Source organism: Chlamydia pneumoniae TW-183 (assembly GCF_000007205.1).
Lineage (GTDB): Bacteria > Chlamydiota > Chlamydiia > Chlamydiales > Chlamydiaceae > Chlamydia > Chlamydia pneumoniae.
Map to the genome: position 1 here is coordinate 663,295 of NC_005043.1, position 16,576 is coordinate 679,870.

Below are 16,576 nucleotides of genomic sequence, written 5' to 3' on the forward strand. Positions count from 1 at the left end.
TGCGCTCTATAGATCCTTTTCCATAGTAGTTTTAGCAAGATAGCCGATTTCATCTTTATAAAAACGGTTTTGCCTTCCTACTTCGACAAATCCAAAACGTTGGTAGAGATGCAGAGCAGGATTGCCCTCATAGACTTCAAGATAGAGGACCTCAAGCTTAAATCGCGTCTTCGCCAAATGAATAAGATTGTTTAGCAAGGCGGTCCCTATGCCTTTATTACGAAACTCTTCTCCAACAATAATGGAAATCAGCGCATGATGGGAAACCTTAACATAAGGGTTAAGAACCAAAGTTGCCACTCCAGCAACATTCCCATTGTACACAGCTGTTAAGCTAGAATGATAACGATAGAATCCTACCCAGAAATTTACAGTCTCACGAATTTCTGCCTCCGTTTGGATGGGAAATCCACGTAAAATTTTAGGATCATTCAGCCATTTTAGCATATACGTTGCATCGCTAGGAAGAGTGTACCGTATTTCTAATCCTAGAATTCCTGTATTTTGCTTTTCTGCTGTCATGAAACTTCTCCAAACTCTGCCAAATATGCTTTAATAAATTCATCCAATAGCTCGCCGTCGAGCATCGCTTGGACATTTCCTGTTTCATGTCCCGTACGTACATCTTTAACAAGAGTATAGGGCTGAAATACGTAGTTGCGAATTTGAGATCCCCAAGCAATTTCCTTTTTATCTTTGCGATCAAGAGATTGCTTCTCTAAACGTTCTTGTAAAACCTGCTGATACAACTTTGCTTGTAGCATTTTCATACAGCTCTCACGATTCTGTATCTGACTACGTTCATTTTGACATGAAACAACGACTCCAGAAGGTAGGTGCGTGATCCTGACTGCGGATTCCGTAACGTTGACGTGTTGTCCTCCTGCTCCCGAAGAACGAAACGTATCTATACGTAAATCATTAGGTCGTATCTCAATCTTAATCTGATCATCAATCTCAGGGAAGACGTCTACAGAAGCAAAGCTAGTGTGACGTTTCCCATTACTATCGAAAGGTGAGATACGCACCAAACGATGTACTCCTCGCTCTGCCTTGGCATACCCATAAGCATACATTCCTGAAAACTTTACAGTAACATGCTTAATTCCAACAACTTCACCATCTAAGCGATCGACAACCTCTAAGGCCCATTGATGTTTCGTCGCCCATCGGGAATACATACGAAACAGCATCTCTACCCAATCACACGACTCCGTCCCACCTGCCCCAGCATTGATCGTAAGGAAACAAGAGTTCTTGTCTGCCTCTCCGGAAAGCAACCGTTGCGTCTCCCAAACAGCAAGTTTCTTCTCACAAAAGAGAAATTCTTTCTCTAAGTCTTCACAAATCGCAGGGTCTTCAAGAGCATCGGCATCCTCGAGGAAAAACTCTATAGCATCTATTTTGCTTTTTAATTCCTGATACTCTTGGATTTGTCGTCTCAGACTTACAATCTGTTCAGAAATTTTTCCAGCATGAACACTGTCTTGCCAAAAATTTTCTTCGGAACTTTCTTCTTCTAAAACTTGAAGTTCTTTTTGTTTTTTATCGAGGTCAAAGAGACCTCGCAGCTAAAGATATTTCCGTGCGAAGTGCTTCCAAACGCTTGTCTAAATTTTCCTGCATTACTCTTACCAACCTACGATTCCAATCAAGATTCTAGAAAACAAAAGCCAATAAAGTCAATTAGAGCAAGGACTTCCTAGAGCTTCTATGACTTAAACAAAAACCAAGACTTTTTCTTCTTTTTGGAGAGAAAGTTCTTTGTTATATCTTTTCTAAAGACTCCCCTTGACGCTTTCTAAATAGAAAAGGTAAAGAGAATTCCACTTTTTTGTTTTGACGAGAAACCTCTCTGAGAGATAAAAAAGTTGGGATGAAGAGCTCAGGTCTCTTCTTACCACCTTTACTAGGAGTCACCAATGAGTCAAAAAAATAAAAACTCTGCTTTTATGCATCCCGTGAATATTTCCACAGATTTAGCAGTTATAGTTGGCAAGGGACCTATGCCCAGAACCGAAATTGTAAAGAAAGTTTGGGAATACATTAAAAAACACAACTGTCAGGATCAAAAAAATAAACGTAATATCCTTCCCGATGCGAATCTTGCCAAAGTCTTTGGCTCTAGTGATCCTATCGACATGTTCCAAATGACCAAAGCCCTTTCCAAACATATTGTAAAATAAGGAATTTGTTCGCTGTTGACTTAGGCTTAAGAAAGCATGAGCTCTCATTCTGATATGTTAAGTACCCTGCCCTTTAGGGCGGGGATATAAAGTGATCTTTAATTTAAAATGGAGTTTTTTCTATTAAGAAAAGAGGAATACTTCAAAAGCTTAGTATCACCTATAATAGGAAAATTCTTGGGCCCCATAAATAGTCTCAAGTTTCTCGTTTTTAAAGACCGGAAATTAGACAACAAATAGTTTTATAGTGCTTATCTCTATTTCTTTAGCCACCCTTCCTATTCTTGCCTTTTCTTGGGCTTCCTTCATTGAACCGAATTGGTTAAGAACAACTGCTATTCCATGGAGGCTTCCAAAAAAACATGCGCATTTGCATGGTCTTCGCATCGCTCAGATTTCGGATCTCCATTTCCATAAGAGAGTTCCTGAGAAATTTCTTAATAAAGTTTCCAAATCAATAAAAAATTTCTCTCCCGATCTTATTGTATTTTGTGGTGACCTCCTTTGCCGTGCTCGACTTGAAGATAAGGAACGACTTGAAACCTTCCTAAATACATTAGAAGCTCCTCTAGGAGTCTTTGCTATTCTAGGCAATCACGACTATTCTTCGTATATTTCCAGAAACACTAAAGGAGAGATTACCTGTATCCCTGAGGAAAAAAGTCGTCCTATACAACGCGCCATCATTGCTGTAATGCAAGGGCTATTCTCCTCTCCTAGCTATCGCTATGATCCCAATCTGACTCCCCAAGAGCCCCACCCAGACCTCTTAAAACTTCTGAAGAATACTCCCCTAACTCTCCTTCACAATACCACGCATGTCATTCCTAACACTCTTAATATTGTAGGACTTGGGGATCTGTTCGCTAGACAATTCCATCCTGAACAGGCATTCAAAAACTATGATCCTTCTCTCCCAGGCCTTCTCCTTTCTCATAATCCTGATGGCATAACTAGGCTGCAACAATACCCTGGAGATTTTGTACTTTCAGGACATTCCCACGGTCCACAAGTTACTTTGTCCTGGCCGAAGTTTGCTCGAAAATTCTTTGAAAGGCTGTCAGGATTAGAAAATCCCTATCTTGCACGCGGGTATTTCGTTACTAAGGAAGGAAAACAACTCTACGTAAACCGCGGTCTCGGCGGACTAAAAAGAATTCGCTTCTGCTCCCCTCCTGAAATCTGCTACATCACATGTTCCTATGATTAAGTCTTCTCTAATACTTCTTAGTGGAGGACAAGGTACACGTTTTGGATCTAAAATTCCTAAGCAGTACCTCCCTCTAAATGGAACTCCCTTAGTTCTTCACTCATTAAAGATACTCTCTTCTTTGCCACAAATTGCTGAGGTGATTGTTGTTTGCGACCCCTCATATCAAGAAACCTTTCAAGAATATCCTGTCTCTTTTGCCATTCCTGGAGAGCGTCGCCAAGATTCTGTCTTTTCAGGACTACAGCAAGTCTCCTATCCCTGGGTAATCATCCACGATGGAGCACGTCCTTTTATCTATCCCGACGAAATTCATGATTTATTAGAAACAGCAGAAAAGATCGGGGCGACAGCTCTAGCGTCTCCGATTCCCTATACCATAAAACAACGCAATCCTGTGCGCACTCTGGACCGAGACAATTTAGCAATAATTCATACCCCTCAGTGTATAAAAACGGAAATCCTCAGAGAGGGTCTAGCTCTTGCAAAAGAAAAACAGCTCACACTGGTAGACGACATCGAAGCTGCTGAAATCATAGGCAAACCCTCGCAACTCGTTTTCAATAAGCATCCTCAAATCAAAATTTCCTACCCCGAAGATCTAACGATTGCCCAAGCCCTCCTATGACTAAAGTAGCTCTTCTTATTGCTTATCAAGGAACTGCCTATTCAGGCTGGCAACAACAACCGAATGACCTATCGATTCAGGAGGTTATTGAAAGTTCCCTAAAGAAAATTACTAAAACTCGCACTCCACTAATTGCCTCTGGGAGAACCGACGCAGGCGTCCATGCCTACGGGCAAGTGGCGCATTTCCGAGCTCCTGATCACCCTCTATTTGCAAACGCGAACCTTACAAAAAAAGCCCTCAATGCGATTCTCCCTAAAGATATTGTAATCAGAGATGTTGCTTTGTTTGATGATAATTTCCATGCACGCTATCTTGCCATTGCTAAAGAATATCGTTATTCCCTATCAAGACTTGCCAAACCTCTTCCCTGGCAGCGCCATTTCTGTTATACCCCTCGCCACCCTTTTTCTACAGAGCTCATGCAGGAAGGTGCGAACCTGCTTATAGGAACTCATGACTTTGCCTCTTTTGCAAATCATGGCAGGGACTATAACTCTACAGTACGAACGATCTATACCCTGGATATTGTAGATAAAGGAGATTCTCTCTCCATAATATGCAGAGGAAATGGCTTCCTTTATAAGATGGTACGGAATCTTGTAGGAGCCCTTTTAGATGTGGGGAAAGGAGCGTATCCACCTGAACATCTCCTAGATATCTTAGAACAGAAAAATCGTAGAGAAGGACCTTCGGCGGCTCCTGCCTACGGCCTTTCTTTACACCACGTATGCTATTCCTCTCCCTACAATAACTTCTGTTGTGAGCAATGCTCTGTTAGCACGTCAAACGAAGGATAAGAGAAAAATTCTTTGCCTTTAAGTTCAGGGTAATCTTCAGGGGTGATCTCCGCCATCGAATTGATACATACTAAAGTTGCTGGAATCTTGGAGAGCGCCCGAAGCCCCTTCACAGAATCTTCAAATCCTATAACTTTCATTCCTTCACGAGCAAACGTCCGATACGCGTAGTCATAACTATCTCCGTAAGGCTTAGGGCGTGCATAATTTTCTCGGGTGACCCAGAACAAAAATTTATTTAAAATTGGATACATAGTACGTAGTGTGTGCGTGGCATCTCTTGGAGAGTTAGTTACAACTCCAAATGTTTTATTCAAAGACAAGACAAGCTCGATGAAAGCTTCGACTCCAGGCATCAGAGCAGGACCTGCGTGTTCTAAGGACTTGTAGTAAATCTGCAGTCGTTTTGCAAAGATCTCCGCCATGTACTCTTGTGCTTGGGGATATTGTTCTATAAACTTTTTGCTAAAAATTTCTGTTCCTAAGGTAGTATGACTATAATAGGTAGAAAAATCCCAATGCACTTCTAAAGAAAATTCAGCACAGGCTTGTAAAAATGCACGATAAAAACAAGGTTCTGTATCTACAAGCAAACCATCTAAATCAAAAAAGAAAACGTCATAATCCTCTAAATACATACCACTCCTCAAACACAACTGAAACTCGTCGCTTACCAACATACTATAAATCCAACATTGTCTTAAAAATGATTTTACGGATCTCCACCGTAAGCCTTCTTACAAGTTGCTCCTTCTCGAAAAATTCTCGTACCTGTTTCGTCACTCCAGAACGCATTACCTCACAAAAAGACTGCCCCGTCCTTCTCCATCCAAAAAGCACTACGATTTCTCCCCCTCTCTATGACTGGATCCCCCCAAATAGAGAGGTAATCACCGCCTATTCTTTCTACTGCCGAGGTCAAGGAAACTCTATCATAACTCCCGAAGGGGTTCTCTATGATTGTGATGGACTCCATCACAGCATAACTAAAGAAGAGTTCCGTTATATCCATCCTAGATTGATTGAGGTAGTACGACTCTTGCAACAAGATCACCCTAAAGTCTCTATTATTGAAGCCTTTTGTTGTCCTAAACACTTTCATTTTTTAGAAGCCTCAGGAATCTCACTCTCTCAACTCCATCTCCAAGGTACTGCAGCTACCTTCGCTCTAGATCCTCCCCTCCCCATGGAGAAACTCTTGGCAACTATAAAGAAACTGTATAAAAAAAACTCCGATCCTTCTCTCTCTAATTTTATCGTTACAGAAGCTACACTGACCAATCCAGAACTGCGACTCACGCAACAAGATCTCGGCTCGCATACAGAAATTACTGTAGAAATTCTCGATAATCTACAAAACAAAGAGACTCTTTCCTCCGCATAAGAGATTTCTCTTGCGATAATTAGAACAGAAACCGTACATTCGTGGCTCACTTTATGCCGGTGTGGCGGAATGGTAGACGCGGTAGACTCAAAATCTACTCTTAGCAATAAGGTGTTGGTTCGAGTCCGATCACCGGCATAATTCTTTCTTTTTTCAGGTTGCCAATAAATTGTTTTGTCGTTTTTCTTAGGGAAAACCAAAGTAACACCCCGATTTCTTATGAATGAAAGAACCCTCTTGCTCTTGTTAAAAAAGAAGAAGGGCCTTTTCCTTGCTATTTTAGATCTTACGCAAACAGAATCCTCTCTAACGACTCCAGAATTAGAGAAAGTCTTAAAGCAAAAAAAAATCTTTCTTTCTTGCATCGATAGAGTTGATCTTCAAATCAAAGAGTTTCGCCATGCCTTCTCTTCCGAACTTCCCCAAGATATCCAAGAAGAGCTGGAAGAAATCCGTGATGTTATTATTCGTATTCTAGATACGGATAAACGCAACTATGCACAGAAAAAAAAGGAATTTGGTATTTATGAACGTCCCTGATTCCAAGAACCTCCATCCTCCTGCATACGAACTCCTAGAGATCAAGGCTCGCATCACACAATCTTATAAAGAAGCGAGTGCTATACTGACAGCGATTCCTGATGGTATCCTATTACTTTCTGAAACAGGACACTTTCTTATCTGCAATTCACAAGCACGTGAAATTCTAGGAATTGATGAAAATCTAGAAATTCTTAATAGATCCTTTACCGATGTTCTCCCCGATACGTGTCTTGGATTTTCTATTCAAGAGGCTCTTGAATCTCTAAAAGTCCCTAAAACTCTTAGACTCTCTCTCTGTAAAGAATCTAAAGAAAAAGAAGTGGAACTCTTCATCCGTAAAAACGAGATCAGTGGATACCTGTTTATCCAAATCCGCGATCGGTCCGACTATAAACAACTAGAAAACGCTATAGAAAGATATAAAAATATCGCAGAACTTGGGAAAATGACGGCTACCCTAGCTCACGAAATCCGCAATCCGCTAAGTGGAATCGTTGGATTTGCCTCTATCCTAAAGAAAGAGATTTCCTCTCCTCGCCACCAACGAATGCTCTCCTCAATCATCTCCGGCACAAGGTCTCTAAATAACCTTGTCTCTTCTATGTTAGAATATACAAAATCACAACCGTTGAACCTAAAGATTATAAATTTACAAGACTTCTTCTCTTCTCTTATCCCTCTGCTCTCCGTCTCTTTCCCGAATTGCAAGTTTGTAAGAGAGGGCGCACAACCTCTATTCAGATCTATAGATCCTGATCGGATGAACAGTGTCGTTTGGAACCTAGTGAAAAATGCTGTAGAAACAGGGAACTCTCCGATCACTCTGACCCTGCATACATCGGGAGACATCTCGGTAACGAACCCCGGAACGATTCCTTCCGAGATCATGGACAAGCTCTTCACTCCATTCTTCACAACAAAGAGAGAGGGAAATGGTTTGGGACTTGCTGAAGCTCAAAAAATTATAAGACTCCATGGAGGAGATATCCAATTAAAAACAAGCGACTCCGCCGTTAGCTTCTTCATAATCATCCCCGAACTTCTAGCGGCCCTACCCAAAGAAAGAGCCGCTAGCTAGAACGCGTTCTTGAATCTTCAAGACCACTTAGGGTTCTCAAAGATCATCTACGATGTTTTCTTATCCTTGAAATTGCTCTTGCTCTAGTCTTTCAACCTCCGCTCTAAGCTGTGCATTTTCTTCTTGCAATCTTTGAAGCTCGACCTCTAGCTCAAATCTCATTCCAGCATCTTCTCGAACAGGAGAGAGAAGGCTCTCAAGGTCACAGCATTTTCTCTGAGCAGCTTCGCAATCTTTGATCGCTTGTGCATGCATCTTATCAAGAGCTCGTAATCCTTCTTTCTGCTCTTCTATGTGTTCTCGAAGCTTGCTGATTTCTTTTTCAGCTTCTACAGCATCGGCAACCAGTTGAGTCAATTCGTTAGATTTAAATGCAAGTGCTTTCAGGAGTTCTTGATTCTCTTCCACGAGTTCGCGGATCTTCTTCTGGCTGAGAGAAGCAGAATCTGTGAGTACCCAGTCATCGTCCTCACCGATCTCAGTAGGAGCAGCGGCACCCTCTAAATCCGCTAACTTCTTCTTGTAGGCCATGTTTTCCTTTTGAGCCTTCTCAAAGAGATCGGCAAAATGATTCATACTTTCTTCTAAGATTTTTTCTTTTACCTGTTTCTCCTCTTGAAGACGGCTATACCTTTGTTGTAGCTCTTGGAAATCTTTCTCAACTTTTTCTGCCTCACGCAGACTGTCCTGGTACTCAAGAATGAATGTACTCAGACGTCTAATTTCTTGGGTTTGTTCGTAGTCTTCCTGTTGCTGCTTCCCTAATTCTTCTTCCCAAACAGCTGCTGCTTTCTTCAGATTAGCATCTTTTTGTTCGAGCTGCTTCTCATAGTCATGGACCAGACTCTCTAAGCAAGCCTTCTCACTTTTCTCTGCGTTGACTTCCTGTAAAATCTTTTGCATATCTAGTTTCTGACTCAGATATTTCTCTTTATATTCGCGATAGAACAGAGATTGTTCGTCAAAAGCAATCCCAGTAAGTCTCAGATCCTCTTGTAATCTTTCTAATTTGGCATTCTGCTTACGCCAAGCCTTCTCTTGTTGATGGATTGTGCCCCTCATCTCAATCCACTCCTGCATAGATTTCAGCTGTCTCCTTAAATCCTTCTCCAGTTGCTGGCGTTCTGCACAATCCATCTCTGTGCCCTCACAGGCACGCTGCGAAGCCTCGCGATCATGAGCCCGTTGTATATCCTTCTGAGATTGGTTAATACGTTGTAAAGCCGTCCAGCATCTCTTCTGCTCGTCATCGATCCGACTCCTTAAATCTTGCACCGTCTGCTGCTGCAAACTGATTAGATCTTGTAGACGAGAAATCTCTTTTTCCCCCTCCTCTGATCTAACTGTCATAATTCCTTGAACAAATCGCTCATAACTTCTACGGTTAAATTCTAGCCGATCGGCAACCAGACTACGCATTTCCAAGAGCTCCAGCAAGAACTCATACCTTTCCTCGTCTTTAAGATGGGCCGTCGAGCGATACAGAATCTCCTCTTCACGTCGCAGCTTACGATCCAACATTCCAAGACGCTTTTCACAGTCTACAACCACCTGGGGCACCGCAGGGTCCTTAGCGTCTCTATCCTTTAAGAGAACCTCTAAAAGAGTCCCTTCAAGAACTTCTCTGGTCTCGTTTCTTAAATCTTCAATCTGAATTTGTTGTGGTTCAGGAACCGGAGGGAGTTCCTCAGGAAGGCCCTGAGAATCATAAAGACATAAAATCAAAGCCAAAGCAAATATAACGGCTCCCAAAGCAATCAGACCTGTTCCAATAAACATAGGAACTGCTGGCAGCAATCCTACGAGTAATCCTCCCCCTAAAATAGTAAGAAGAGCAAGAATAATAAGACTTACCTTAACAATTGTATGATTCCATCCACACTGCTGGACTCGAGCTATTGCCATCTCCCCTCTTTCCTCAAGCGTTAGCGGGGAAAAGACAGGGTGGTTACTGCCTAGCTCTCTTACAAAACTAGGATCTTGAAATGTAGGGGATTTTTGAGCGGGTGTTGCCATGTTGCTACTACAATCTCCAATTGAAAAATTATTTGGCCTAAGGATTTTACGTCTTAATGATATTTAAATACAACGATTAAATCGTATTTCTTATTTTATAAAAAGTATTTGATAATATTTTTTAAATTCTTTCTATTAAATTGAAAGTTTTGCTTCATTTTTCAAGATTTAGTAAAAAGAAAAAATGAATCCATCCAGGGGAGAGAACATGGCGATTAAAAATATACTTGTTGTTGATGACGAGCCCCTACTCAGAGATTTCCTCTCGGAACTTCTTACCTCACAGGGATTCATCCCAGACACTGCTGAAAACTTAAGAAATGCTCTCCAAATGATCCGAAGTCGAGACTATGACCTTGTCATCTCAGACATGAGTATGCCTGACGGCTCTGGTCTTGATTTAATCAAAATTATAAAGCAAAGCTCCCCCCACACGCCCGTCCTTGTAGTCACTGCTTACGGAAGCATAGAGAACGCCGTAGAGGCTATGCACCAAGGGGCATTCAACTACTTAACAAAACCTTTTTCTTCTGAAGCACTTTTTGCCTTTATCTCTAAAGCTGAAGAACTTAAGAACCTAGTCCATGAGAATCTCTTTCTACATTCTCAGACAACACCAGATTCACACCCTCTGATTGCAGAAAGCAAGGCTATGAAAGATCTTCTTGCCATAGCAAAAAAAGCAGCTTCAAGCTCAGCAAATATATTCATTCACGGAGAATCGGGATGCGGAAAGGAAGTCCTCTCCTTTTTTATCCACCACAACTCTCCTCGAGCCAACCACCCCTATATTAAAGTTAACTGCGCAGCAATTCCTGAAACTCTCTTAGAATCAGAACTTTTTGGCCATGAAAAGGGAGCATTTACAGGAGCAACTACAAAGAAGGCAGGACGTTTTGAACTTGCCCATAAAGGAACCCTCTTATTAGATGAAATCACCGAAGTCCCAGTAAACCTTCAAGCAAAACTCCTGAGAGCTATCCAAGAAAAAGAAATCGAACACCTTGGAGGAACCAAGACCCTCTCCGTAGATGTTCGCATCTTAGCGACCTCAAACCGAAAGCTTAAAGAAGCTATCGATGATAAAAGCTTCCGACAAGATCTGTATTACCGGTTGAATGTCATCCCTCTACACCTCCCCCCTCTAAGAGACCGACAGGACGACATCCTCCCTCTGGCGAACTACTTCCTAAATAAGTTCTGCCGCATGAACAATACTCCTCTGAAAACCCTCTCTCCTAAAGCTCAAGAGCTCCTCCTTAACTACCCCTGGCCAGGCAATATTCGAGAGCTCTCCAATGTTCTGGAACGTGTGGTTATCCTAGAGAACACCTCCCTACTCACCGAAGACATGCTCGCTTTAGCTTGATCTCCTCTAGGGGTTTTTCTTGTTTTTCTCAATAGCATCTGGTAAGCTGATTTGCTTTAATCTCTGTATTCTTTTAAGCACCGATAGCTCAATTGGATAGAGTACCTGGCTTCGGACCAGGTGGTTGGAGGTTCGAGCCCTCTTCGGTGCGTTAAATTCTTTTTTTGAATAGGTATTTCTCCTTATAATAGAGCTATGGAGAACTATTTATTTTATCTACTCTCCTAAAGCATCACGTAACCCTAGGAGACAAGATGAGACCTCATCGTAAACACGTATCATCTAAAAGCTTAGCTTTAAAGCAATCTGCATCAACTCATGTAGAGATCACAACAAAAGCCTTTCGTCTCTCTATGCCTCTAAAACAGCTGATCCTAGAGAAAAGCGACCACCTCCCCCCTATGGAAACAATCCGTGTGGTGCTAACCTCTCATAAAGATAAGCTAGGCACCGAGGTGCATGTTGTAGCTTCTCATGGCAAAGAAATCCTTCAAACTAAGGTTCATAACGCAAACCCATACACTGCAGTGATCAATGCTTTTAAGAAAATCCGCACCATGGCAAATAAGCACTCCAATAAACGTAAAGACAGGACAAAACATGATCTAGGTCTTGCAGCAAAAGAAGAACGTATCGCAATACAGGAAGAACAAGAAGATCGCCTTAGCAACGAGTGGCTTCCTGTCGAAGGCCTCGATGCCTGGGATTCTCTAAAAACTCTTGGGTATGTTCCCGCATCAGCGAAAAAGAAGATCTCCAAGAAAAAGATGAGCATTCGTATGCTATCTCAAGACGAGGCTATCCGCCAGCTAGAGTCTGCCGCAGAAAACTTCCTGATCTTCTTGAACGAGCAAGAGCATAAAATCCAATGCATTTATAAAAAACATGACGGCAACTATGTCCTTATTGAACCTTCCCTCAAGCCAGGATTCTGCATCTGAGGACTCCACATCGCAATCTCAAATCTTCGATCCCATTAGAAATCGGGAGTTAGTTTCTACTCCCGAAGAAAAAGTCCGCCAAAGGTTGCTCTCCTTCCTAATGCATAAGCTGAACTACCCTAAGAAACTCATCATCATAGAAAAAGAACTCAAAACTCTTTTTCCTCTGCTTATGCGTAAAGGAACCCTAATCCCAAAACGCCGCCCAGATATTCTCATCATCACTCCCCCCACATACACAGACGCACAGGGAAACACTCACAACCTAGGCGACCCAAAACCCCTGCTACTTATCGAATGTAAGGCCTTAGCCGTAAACCAAAATGCACTCAAACAACTCCTTAGCTATAACTACTCTATCGGAGCCACCTGCATTGCTATGGCAGGGAAACACTCTCAAGTGTCAGCTCTCTTCAATCCAAAAACACAAACTCTTGATTTTTATCCTGGCCTCCCAGAGTATTCCCAACTCCTAAACTACTTTATTTCTTTAAACTTATAGCTAATCATCCATGCAGATCTGTGTTACCGGCGTTGTACTTCGCAGCCGCCCCTTAGGAAAAAATCATACACTCACCACTTTATTTACCCCTGAAGGACTCTTTACCTTTTTTGCAAAGCAAGGACAAACCCTCCAATGTGATTATCGAGAAACCCTTGTCCCCATATCTTTGGGGAAGTATACGTTACATCGTAATGGCTCACGCCTTCCTAAACTGACCCACGGGGATATCCTCAATGCCTTCGAAGCAATCAAACAAACCTACGCTCTCCTAGAAGCTAGTGGAAAAATGATTCAAGCTCTTCTGGCTTCTCAGTGGAAAGAAAAGCCTTCGCATAAGCTCTTCTCTTTATTCTTGAATTTCCTCCACCGTATTCCTGAAAGCAGCAATCCAGAATTTTTTGCAGCCATCTTTGTACTTAAACTTCTCCAATACGAAGGAATCCTAGACCTGACTCCAGCATGTTCGCTATGCAAAGCATCTCTACCCTATGCCTGCTATCGCTACCAAGGCCATAAACTATGTAAGAAACATCAGCATAAACAAGCCATCTCCATCGAGAAAGAAGAAGAACAAATCTTACAGGCTATCATTCATGCGAAGCAGTTTTCTGAACTTCTAGCTATTGCAGAATTCCCGATTGCTATAGCTGAAAAAATTTTTTATTTGTTTGACTCGCTACAAGAGGAAAAAAAATCAGAAAGAAATTCTTCGGAAGATCCATATCATGAAATCCTAAGACTTTCTAAAGTAGTCCATCCCTACTGATGAAGGACGTGTAGGCCCCTAGAAATTATAATTATCAAAGGTACCGCTGCACCAAACCTTTGAAAAAAGGTGTGTTTTCCTAGAATTCAAGAAAAATTGAGAGAAATAAACTCCCTAAGAGAAGGTAATTGTACCGCCCTCACTAGATACGTTAAATATTAACGTCACCTCAGAGAATCCAACTAAATCATTGTGGTATATTTTATTCCATACACCCCAACCCTGTTTTATAAACGTACTCCCAGGACAAACGTTTCCTTTTAAAGAAGTTTTTGTATTTACAATGACGCCAACATCTTTAGGCAGTTTTAAATTGATAGATTCTTTCTGATTAGAAATGGTAATGGTACTACTTCTATTCCATTTGCCACGGAAATCCATATCCATCTTGCAAGAACTACAAGAAAAATTTAGAGCATAGAGAACAGGATAGACTCCCCTACACTTTGCACGGAGATGACCGAAAGAACCTTGATAATTTAAAGTCTCTAATTTAGGGAACTCTCCAGTCAGATTGAATTCGACCCGTTTTTTTCTCTGCGCCTGGATTTCCATATTCTCCATATCAGGGTAGCTTTTCGAAAAATCAAAACGGTGGGTGTAAAATGATTCTTCTTCAGAAAGCCAACAAGGGACAGAAAGCAGCTGATTCCCAAAGGAACCCGAAGCAAACAAAACAATGAAAAAAAATAAATATCGACAAGCGAATCCCAAATTATGATCTCCATACAAAAATAGTCAAAAATAAATAATAAAGGAGGGGGACATCACGAAGCTATTGCGAAAGAGGGGACTCGAACCCCTAAGGAAAGCTCCACTACCACCTCAAGATAGCGCGTATACCAATTCCGCCACTTCCGCAAGAAGAAACTAGCTTACCGAGGCTGTACCCTTTACCTCAAGAAAAAAAGTATTTCCCTACCACGAAAAATCAGGTACATTGTCCTAATAGCTAGAAGGAGTAAAGCCTAATTATGCGTTGCACTGCCTACTGTACAGCATCTGCTTATAACCTCCATGTCCTTTTCCACCTACTTAAACCCCGCTATCCTACCATCTTATCTAGAGAATATGTTCTCGCAAACCTAGATAGTACACAGGCAAGCAACCAGTTAGCGATCTTCTTCCCTTTCGGAGTTGCCGTATTCTGGGGTTGGGAAGAGTCCGAAGAAATCAAACTTTTACAAACAATCGTTACAGCATCACCAGAAATTCTTCCCCAACCCGAGATCGATTGCTATAACTTTCATTACGGAGATAAACTCCAAATCCGGAGGGACCGCCTGACCCTTGCCGACACCACATTAAATACAAAGCTCGCCATTGCTTTTGGTCTGGCGCAATCGGTAAAACTCACAACCTTCGAAACTACAATCTATAAAACTATAGAAGATTCTAAACGGCTTCCCCAAGATCTTGCTACTAAAGGAAAAATTTCCATGTCTCGGAAAGCCATCGCAAAAAAGATTGGCAAGCTCTTCCTAGATAAGGCTTCAGTAAACCTTCATTCCGATATCTTGGATGAACCTGATTTTTTCTGGGATCATCCAGAAACACAGGCGATTTATCGTGACGTTCTCAGTTGTTTAGATATTGAGGCACGAATCAATGTTCTTATCGTTTGACTATTCTTGGAGATGTGTTAGAAATTCTTAACGACCAACTCAATCACCAACACTCTTCATCTCTAGAGTGGACAATCATATGGCTGATTATGTTAGAATTTTCTGTAGCTCTACTCAAAGATGTTTTCAATGTCATTTAAACGTTTCTTGCAACAGATCCCTGTACGTATCTGTCTACTTATTATCTATCTCTACCAATGGCTTATCTCCCCTCTCTTAGGCTCGTGCTGTAGATTTTTTCCTTCCTGTTCGCACTATGCAGAACAAGCCTTAAAATCTCACGGCTTCCTGATGGGCTGCTGGCTTTCTATAAAGAGAATCGGAAAGTGTGGCCCCTGGCATCCTGGAGGCATTGACATGGTCCCTAAGACTGCTTTGCAGGAAGTTTTAGAACCTTACCAGGAAATAGACGGTGGTGATTCAAGCCATTTTTCTGAATGATCTTATCCATAGGAATGCCAAACCTCTTAGCTATCAACCATAAAGAATCCCCGTCCTGTACCACATACTCTTCATCCTGATCTTCTTGAACACGAGGAGCCTCTACCCTCTGAGTCGACATGCAGGCCAACTCTCTACGCGGAGAATGCTGTAATCGAGAGAAGAAATTCTGACTATAGGGAGACTCTTGAGGCATCAGGCGGATGACCTTCTCAAGATCTTCATCACAAAATTCATGCAAAACAACATCACTATCATGGACAAGCAAAAGCAAGGCTGCCAGAGATTCTTCACAATCTAAATAAGATTTTAAGACTTTCTGACGTTGTGTAGCTGAAATCATGGAAGTGCGGCTCTCTTCATTGCAAAAATGAAAGAAACGTTCGGATCCGCAACGAATCACCATACGAGCTAATGAGGCTACTGAAGAGGCCTGCACGTCTGCACCTACAAGTAACGTACGCAAGTAAAGAAATTCTGGAGTCGAGCAGAAATGATACAGGCAATCTTCATCTACCCAGCCTTCTTGTACCATCTTTTCTATCAGCAAAAACAAGCCCTTAGAAGTATAGGGATACTTGTGGCAACGCAAATAGTCCAAAATCACAGGAAAGTCTTTAAGATCAATATTCGGCAAAAGCCACCGCACTGAAGATCCTTTCAACTCTGTATAGGTCAAAGGCTTCGAAAGCACAGGAGTGATGTCTATGTGGTGGGAAGCTATCGCTACACTCAACGCCCAAAGTTTTATCGGCCGACCATACATATAGCGCTCATCTTTGAACAACGAAATCAAGTCGTCCAAAGATGCTTGAGATATCTCGTTTAAAAAATCTTCAGAAAGGTAGACCTTACGACTACTTTTCGCAATCAAAGGTCCGGAAAATAAATGCAGCTTATAGATGTCTTTACGAAATATGGCAGAGTAAAATAAGAGCAAAAAAAGCATATTCAATCCCACACTCAGGATCAAGACTTGCCACAGCCATCTAGTTTTTCTTTTGAAAGCCATACATTTTGCGCCTAAAACTCAGTTCATTCTCTAGGATTAAAACACTTGCCACTATACACAGGTCATCGTAAA

Annotated in this window: 18 protein-coding genes, 3 tRNA genes and 1 pseudogene; 15 read left to right on the forward strand and 7 right to left on the reverse strand. The window is 41.7% G+C overall.

Translation table 11 applies throughout. The features are described 5' to 3' along the window. Positions 1-6: 6 nt before the first annotated feature. Together CPB_RS02920 and prfB are read right to left on the reverse strand one after the other, a co-directional pair. Positions 7-522, reverse strand: coding sequence for a GNAT family N-acetyltransferase (locus CPB_RS02920; protein WP_010883213.1), 516 nt, complete (start codon positions 520-522; stop codon positions 7-9). Next, a protein-coding gene (gene prfB, locus CPB_RS02925) for a peptide chain release factor 2 (RefSeq protein ID WP_010883214.1) occupies positions 519-1,626 on the reverse strand; the annotation gives its coding sequence in 2 pieces (ribosomal slippage) (positions 519-1,563 and positions 1,562-1,626; 1,110 coding nt in all). The genes CPB_RS02920 and prfB overlap by 4 nt, the downstream gene beginning before the upstream one ends. A 296-nt stretch (positions 1,627-1,922) precedes the next feature. Here prfB and CPB_RS02930 point away from each other — a divergent pair. The 4 genes from CPB_RS02930 (at position 1,923) to truA (ending at position 4,824) form a co-directional block, all read left to right on the forward strand. After that, positions 1,923-2,186, forward strand: coding sequence for an SWIB complex protein (locus CPB_RS02930; RefSeq protein ID WP_010883215.1), 264 nt, complete (start codon positions 1,923-1,925; stop codon positions 2,184-2,186). A gap of 247 nt (positions 2,187-2,433) precedes the next feature. Next, entirely contained in the window at positions 2,434-3,396 is a 963-nt protein-coding gene (gene lpxG, locus CPB_RS02935) for a UDP-2,3-diacylglucosamine diphosphatase LpxG (RefSeq protein ID WP_010883216.1), read from the forward strand. Further along, positions 3,389-4,024: a 2-C-methyl-D-erythritol 4-phosphate cytidylyltransferase gene (ispD, locus tag CPB_RS02940; RefSeq protein ID WP_010883217.1), complete on the forward strand. Its 636-nt coding sequence runs from the start codon at positions 3,389-3,391 to the stop codon at positions 4,022-4,024. Before lpxG ends, ispD begins: the two co-directional genes overlap by 8 nt. Then, on the forward strand, positions 4,021-4,824 hold the full coding sequence (truA, locus tag CPB_RS02945) for a tRNA pseudouridine(38-40) synthase TruA (protein ID WP_010883218.1): 804 nt from the start codon (positions 4,021-4,023) through the stop codon (positions 4,822-4,824). Before ispD ends, truA begins: the two co-directional genes overlap by 4 nt. On the opposite strand, the gene CPB_RS02950 is transcribed toward truA, so the two are convergent. Continuing rightward, the gene (locus CPB_RS02950; protein ID WP_010883219.1) at positions 4,770-5,462 is read right to left on the reverse strand and encodes an HAD family hydrolase; all 693 of its coding nucleotides are present in this window, start codon (positions 5,460-5,462) and stop codon (positions 4,770-4,772) included. The genes truA and CPB_RS02950 overlap by 55 nt on opposite strands. A 68-nt stretch (positions 5,463-5,530) precedes the next feature. Between CPB_RS02950 and CPB_RS02955 the strand changes: the two genes are divergently transcribed. The 4 genes from CPB_RS02955 to CPB_RS02970 all read left to right on the forward strand — a co-directional run bounded on the left by CPB_RS02955 (position 5,531) and on the right by CPB_RS02970 (position 7,829). Beyond that, positions 5,531-6,208 (forward strand): hypothetical protein, encoded by a 678-nt coding sequence (locus tag CPB_RS02955; protein ID WP_011126186.1) that lies wholly within the window; start codon positions 5,531-5,533, stop codon positions 6,206-6,208. 55 nt (positions 6,209-6,263) lie between these two features. Then, positions 6,264-6,346 (forward strand) — tRNA-Leu (locus CPB_RS02960). Positions 6,347-6,427: 81 nt separating this feature from the next. Further along, entirely contained in the window at positions 6,428-6,748 is a 321-nt protein-coding gene (locus CPB_RS02965) for a hypothetical protein (protein WP_010883221.1), read from the forward strand. Next, entirely contained in the window at positions 6,735-7,829 is a 1,095-nt protein-coding gene (locus tag CPB_RS02970) for a two-component system sensor histidine kinase NtrB (protein ID WP_010883222.1), read from the forward strand. The genes CPB_RS02965 and CPB_RS02970 overlap by 14 nt, the downstream gene beginning before the upstream one ends. Positions 7,830-7,889: 60 nt before the next feature. On the opposite strand, the gene CPB_RS02975 is transcribed toward CPB_RS02970, so the two are convergent. Next, positions 7,890-9,845 carry an IncA family protein gene (locus CPB_RS02975; RefSeq protein WP_010883223.1) on the reverse strand — a complete coding sequence of 652 codons (1,956 nt, stop codon included), beginning with the start codon at positions 9,843-9,845 and terminating at the stop codon, positions 7,890-7,892. Between the two features lie 208 nt (positions 9,846-10,053). Here CPB_RS02975 and CPB_RS02980 point away from each other — a divergent pair, with 208 nt between their 5' ends. The 5 genes from CPB_RS02980 to recO all read left to right on the forward strand — a co-directional run bounded on the left by CPB_RS02980 (position 10,054) and on the right by recO (position 13,426). After that, positions 10,054-11,214: a sigma-54-dependent transcriptional regulator gene (locus CPB_RS02980; RefSeq protein WP_010883224.1), complete on the forward strand. Its 1,161-nt coding sequence runs from the start codon at positions 10,054-10,056 to the stop codon at positions 11,212-11,214. Positions 11,215-11,291: 77 nt separating this feature from the next. After that, a tRNA-Arg gene (locus CPB_RS02985) sits at positions 11,292-11,365 on the forward strand. 103 nt (positions 11,366-11,468) lie between these two features. Then, entirely contained in the window at positions 11,469-12,155 is a 687-nt protein-coding gene (locus CPB_RS02990) for an HPF/RaiA family ribosome-associated protein (RefSeq protein ID WP_010883225.1), read from the forward strand. After that, positions 12,112-12,657, forward strand: a complete 546-nt coding sequence (locus CPB_RS02995; RefSeq protein WP_010883226.1) for a type I restriction enzyme HsdR N-terminal domain-containing protein — start codon at positions 12,112-12,114, stop codon at positions 12,655-12,657. Before CPB_RS02990 ends, CPB_RS02995 begins: the two co-directional genes overlap by 44 nt. Before the next feature lie 10 nt (positions 12,658-12,667). Further along, positions 12,668-13,426: a DNA repair protein RecO gene (recO, locus tag CPB_RS03000; protein ID WP_010883227.1), complete on the forward strand. Its 759-nt coding sequence runs from the start codon at positions 12,668-12,670 to the stop codon at positions 13,424-13,426. Between the two features lie 114 nt (positions 13,427-13,540). Here recO and CPB_RS03005 read toward each other — a convergent pair whose 3' ends face one another. Together CPB_RS03005 and CPB_RS03010 are read right to left on the reverse strand one after the other, a co-directional pair. Continuing rightward, positions 13,541-14,140, reverse strand: a complete 600-nt coding sequence (locus CPB_RS03005) for a hypothetical protein (protein ID WP_010883228.1) — start codon at positions 14,138-14,140, stop codon at positions 13,541-13,543. A 65-nt stretch (positions 14,141-14,205) separates the two neighbouring features. Continuing rightward, positions 14,206-14,287, reverse strand: a tRNA-Leu gene (locus tag CPB_RS03010). A 113-nt stretch (positions 14,288-14,400) separates the two neighbouring features. Between CPB_RS03010 and CPB_RS03015 the strand changes: the two are divergent. Beyond that, a pseudogene (locus CPB_RS03015) lies at positions 14,401-15,191 on the forward strand (RMD1 family protein). Continuing rightward, positions 15,181-15,492, forward strand: a complete 312-nt coding sequence (gene yidD, locus CPB_RS03020; RefSeq protein ID WP_010883230.1) for a membrane protein insertion efficiency factor YidD — start codon at positions 15,181-15,183, stop codon at positions 15,490-15,492. The pseudogene CPB_RS03015 and the gene yidD overlap by 11 nt, the downstream one beginning before the upstream one ends. Here the strand turns inward: yidD and CPB_RS03025 are convergent. Then, positions 15,416-16,504, reverse strand: a complete 1,089-nt coding sequence (locus tag CPB_RS03025; RefSeq protein WP_010883231.1) for a LysM peptidoglycan-binding domain-containing protein — start codon at positions 16,502-16,504, stop codon at positions 15,416-15,418. The two genes, yidD and CPB_RS03025, sit on opposite strands and share 77 nt — an antisense overlap. Positions 16,505-16,576 lie beyond the last annotated feature (72 nt).

What these genes read in the sequence shown, in the direction of transcription:
- CPB_RS02920 (WP_010883213.1), bottom strand. Translation starts at nt 522, where the DNA reads ATGACAGCAGAAAAGCAAAATACAGGAATTCTAGGATTAGAAATACGG.
- CPB_RS02930 (WP_010883215.1), top strand. Translation starts at nt 1,923, where the DNA reads ATGAGTCAAAAAAATAAAAACTCTGCTTTTATGCATCCCGTGAATATT.
- ispD (WP_010883217.1), top strand. Translation starts at nt 3,389, where the DNA reads ATGATTAAGTCTTCTCTAATACTTCTTAGTGGAGGACAAGGTACACGT.
- truA (WP_010883218.1), top strand. Translation starts at nt 4,021, where the DNA reads ATGACTAAAGTAGCTCTTCTTATTGCTTATCAAGGAACTGCCTATTCA.
- CPB_RS02950 (WP_010883219.1), bottom strand. Translation starts at nt 5,462, where the DNA reads ATGTATTTAGAGGATTATGACGTTTTCTTTTTTGATTTAGATGGTTTG.
- CPB_RS02955 (WP_011126186.1), top strand. Translation starts at nt 5,531, where the DNA reads ATGATTTTACGGATCTCCACCGTAAGCCTTCTTACAAGTTGCTCCTTC.
- CPB_RS02965 (WP_010883221.1), top strand. Translation starts at nt 6,428, where the DNA reads ATGAATGAAAGAACCCTCTTGCTCTTGTTAAAAAAGAAGAAGGGCCTT.
- CPB_RS02970 (WP_010883222.1), top strand. Translation starts at nt 6,735, where the DNA reads ATGAACGTCCCTGATTCCAAGAACCTCCATCCTCCTGCATACGAACTC.
- CPB_RS02975 (WP_010883223.1), bottom strand. Translation starts at nt 9,845, where the DNA reads ATGGCAACACCCGCTCAAAAATCCCCTACATTTCAAGATCCTAGTTTT.
- CPB_RS02980 (WP_010883224.1), top strand. Translation starts at nt 10,054, where the DNA reads ATGGCGATTAAAAATATACTTGTTGTTGATGACGAGCCCCTACTCAGA.
- CPB_RS02990 (WP_010883225.1), top strand. Translation starts at nt 11,469, where the DNA reads ATGAGACCTCATCGTAAACACGTATCATCTAAAAGCTTAGCTTTAAAG.
- CPB_RS02995 (WP_010883226.1), top strand. Translation starts at nt 12,112, where the DNA reads ATGTCCTTATTGAACCTTCCCTCAAGCCAGGATTCTGCATCTGAGGAC.
- recO (WP_010883227.1), top strand. Translation starts at nt 12,668, where the DNA reads ATGCAGATCTGTGTTACCGGCGTTGTACTTCGCAGCCGCCCCTTAGGA.
- yidD (WP_010883230.1), top strand. Translation starts at nt 15,181, where the DNA reads ATGTCATTTAAACGTTTCTTGCAACAGATCCCTGTACGTATCTGTCTA.
- CPB_RS03025 (WP_010883231.1), bottom strand. Translation starts at nt 16,504, where the DNA reads ATGGCTTTCAAAAGAAAAACTAGATGGCTGTGGCAAGTCTTGATCCTG.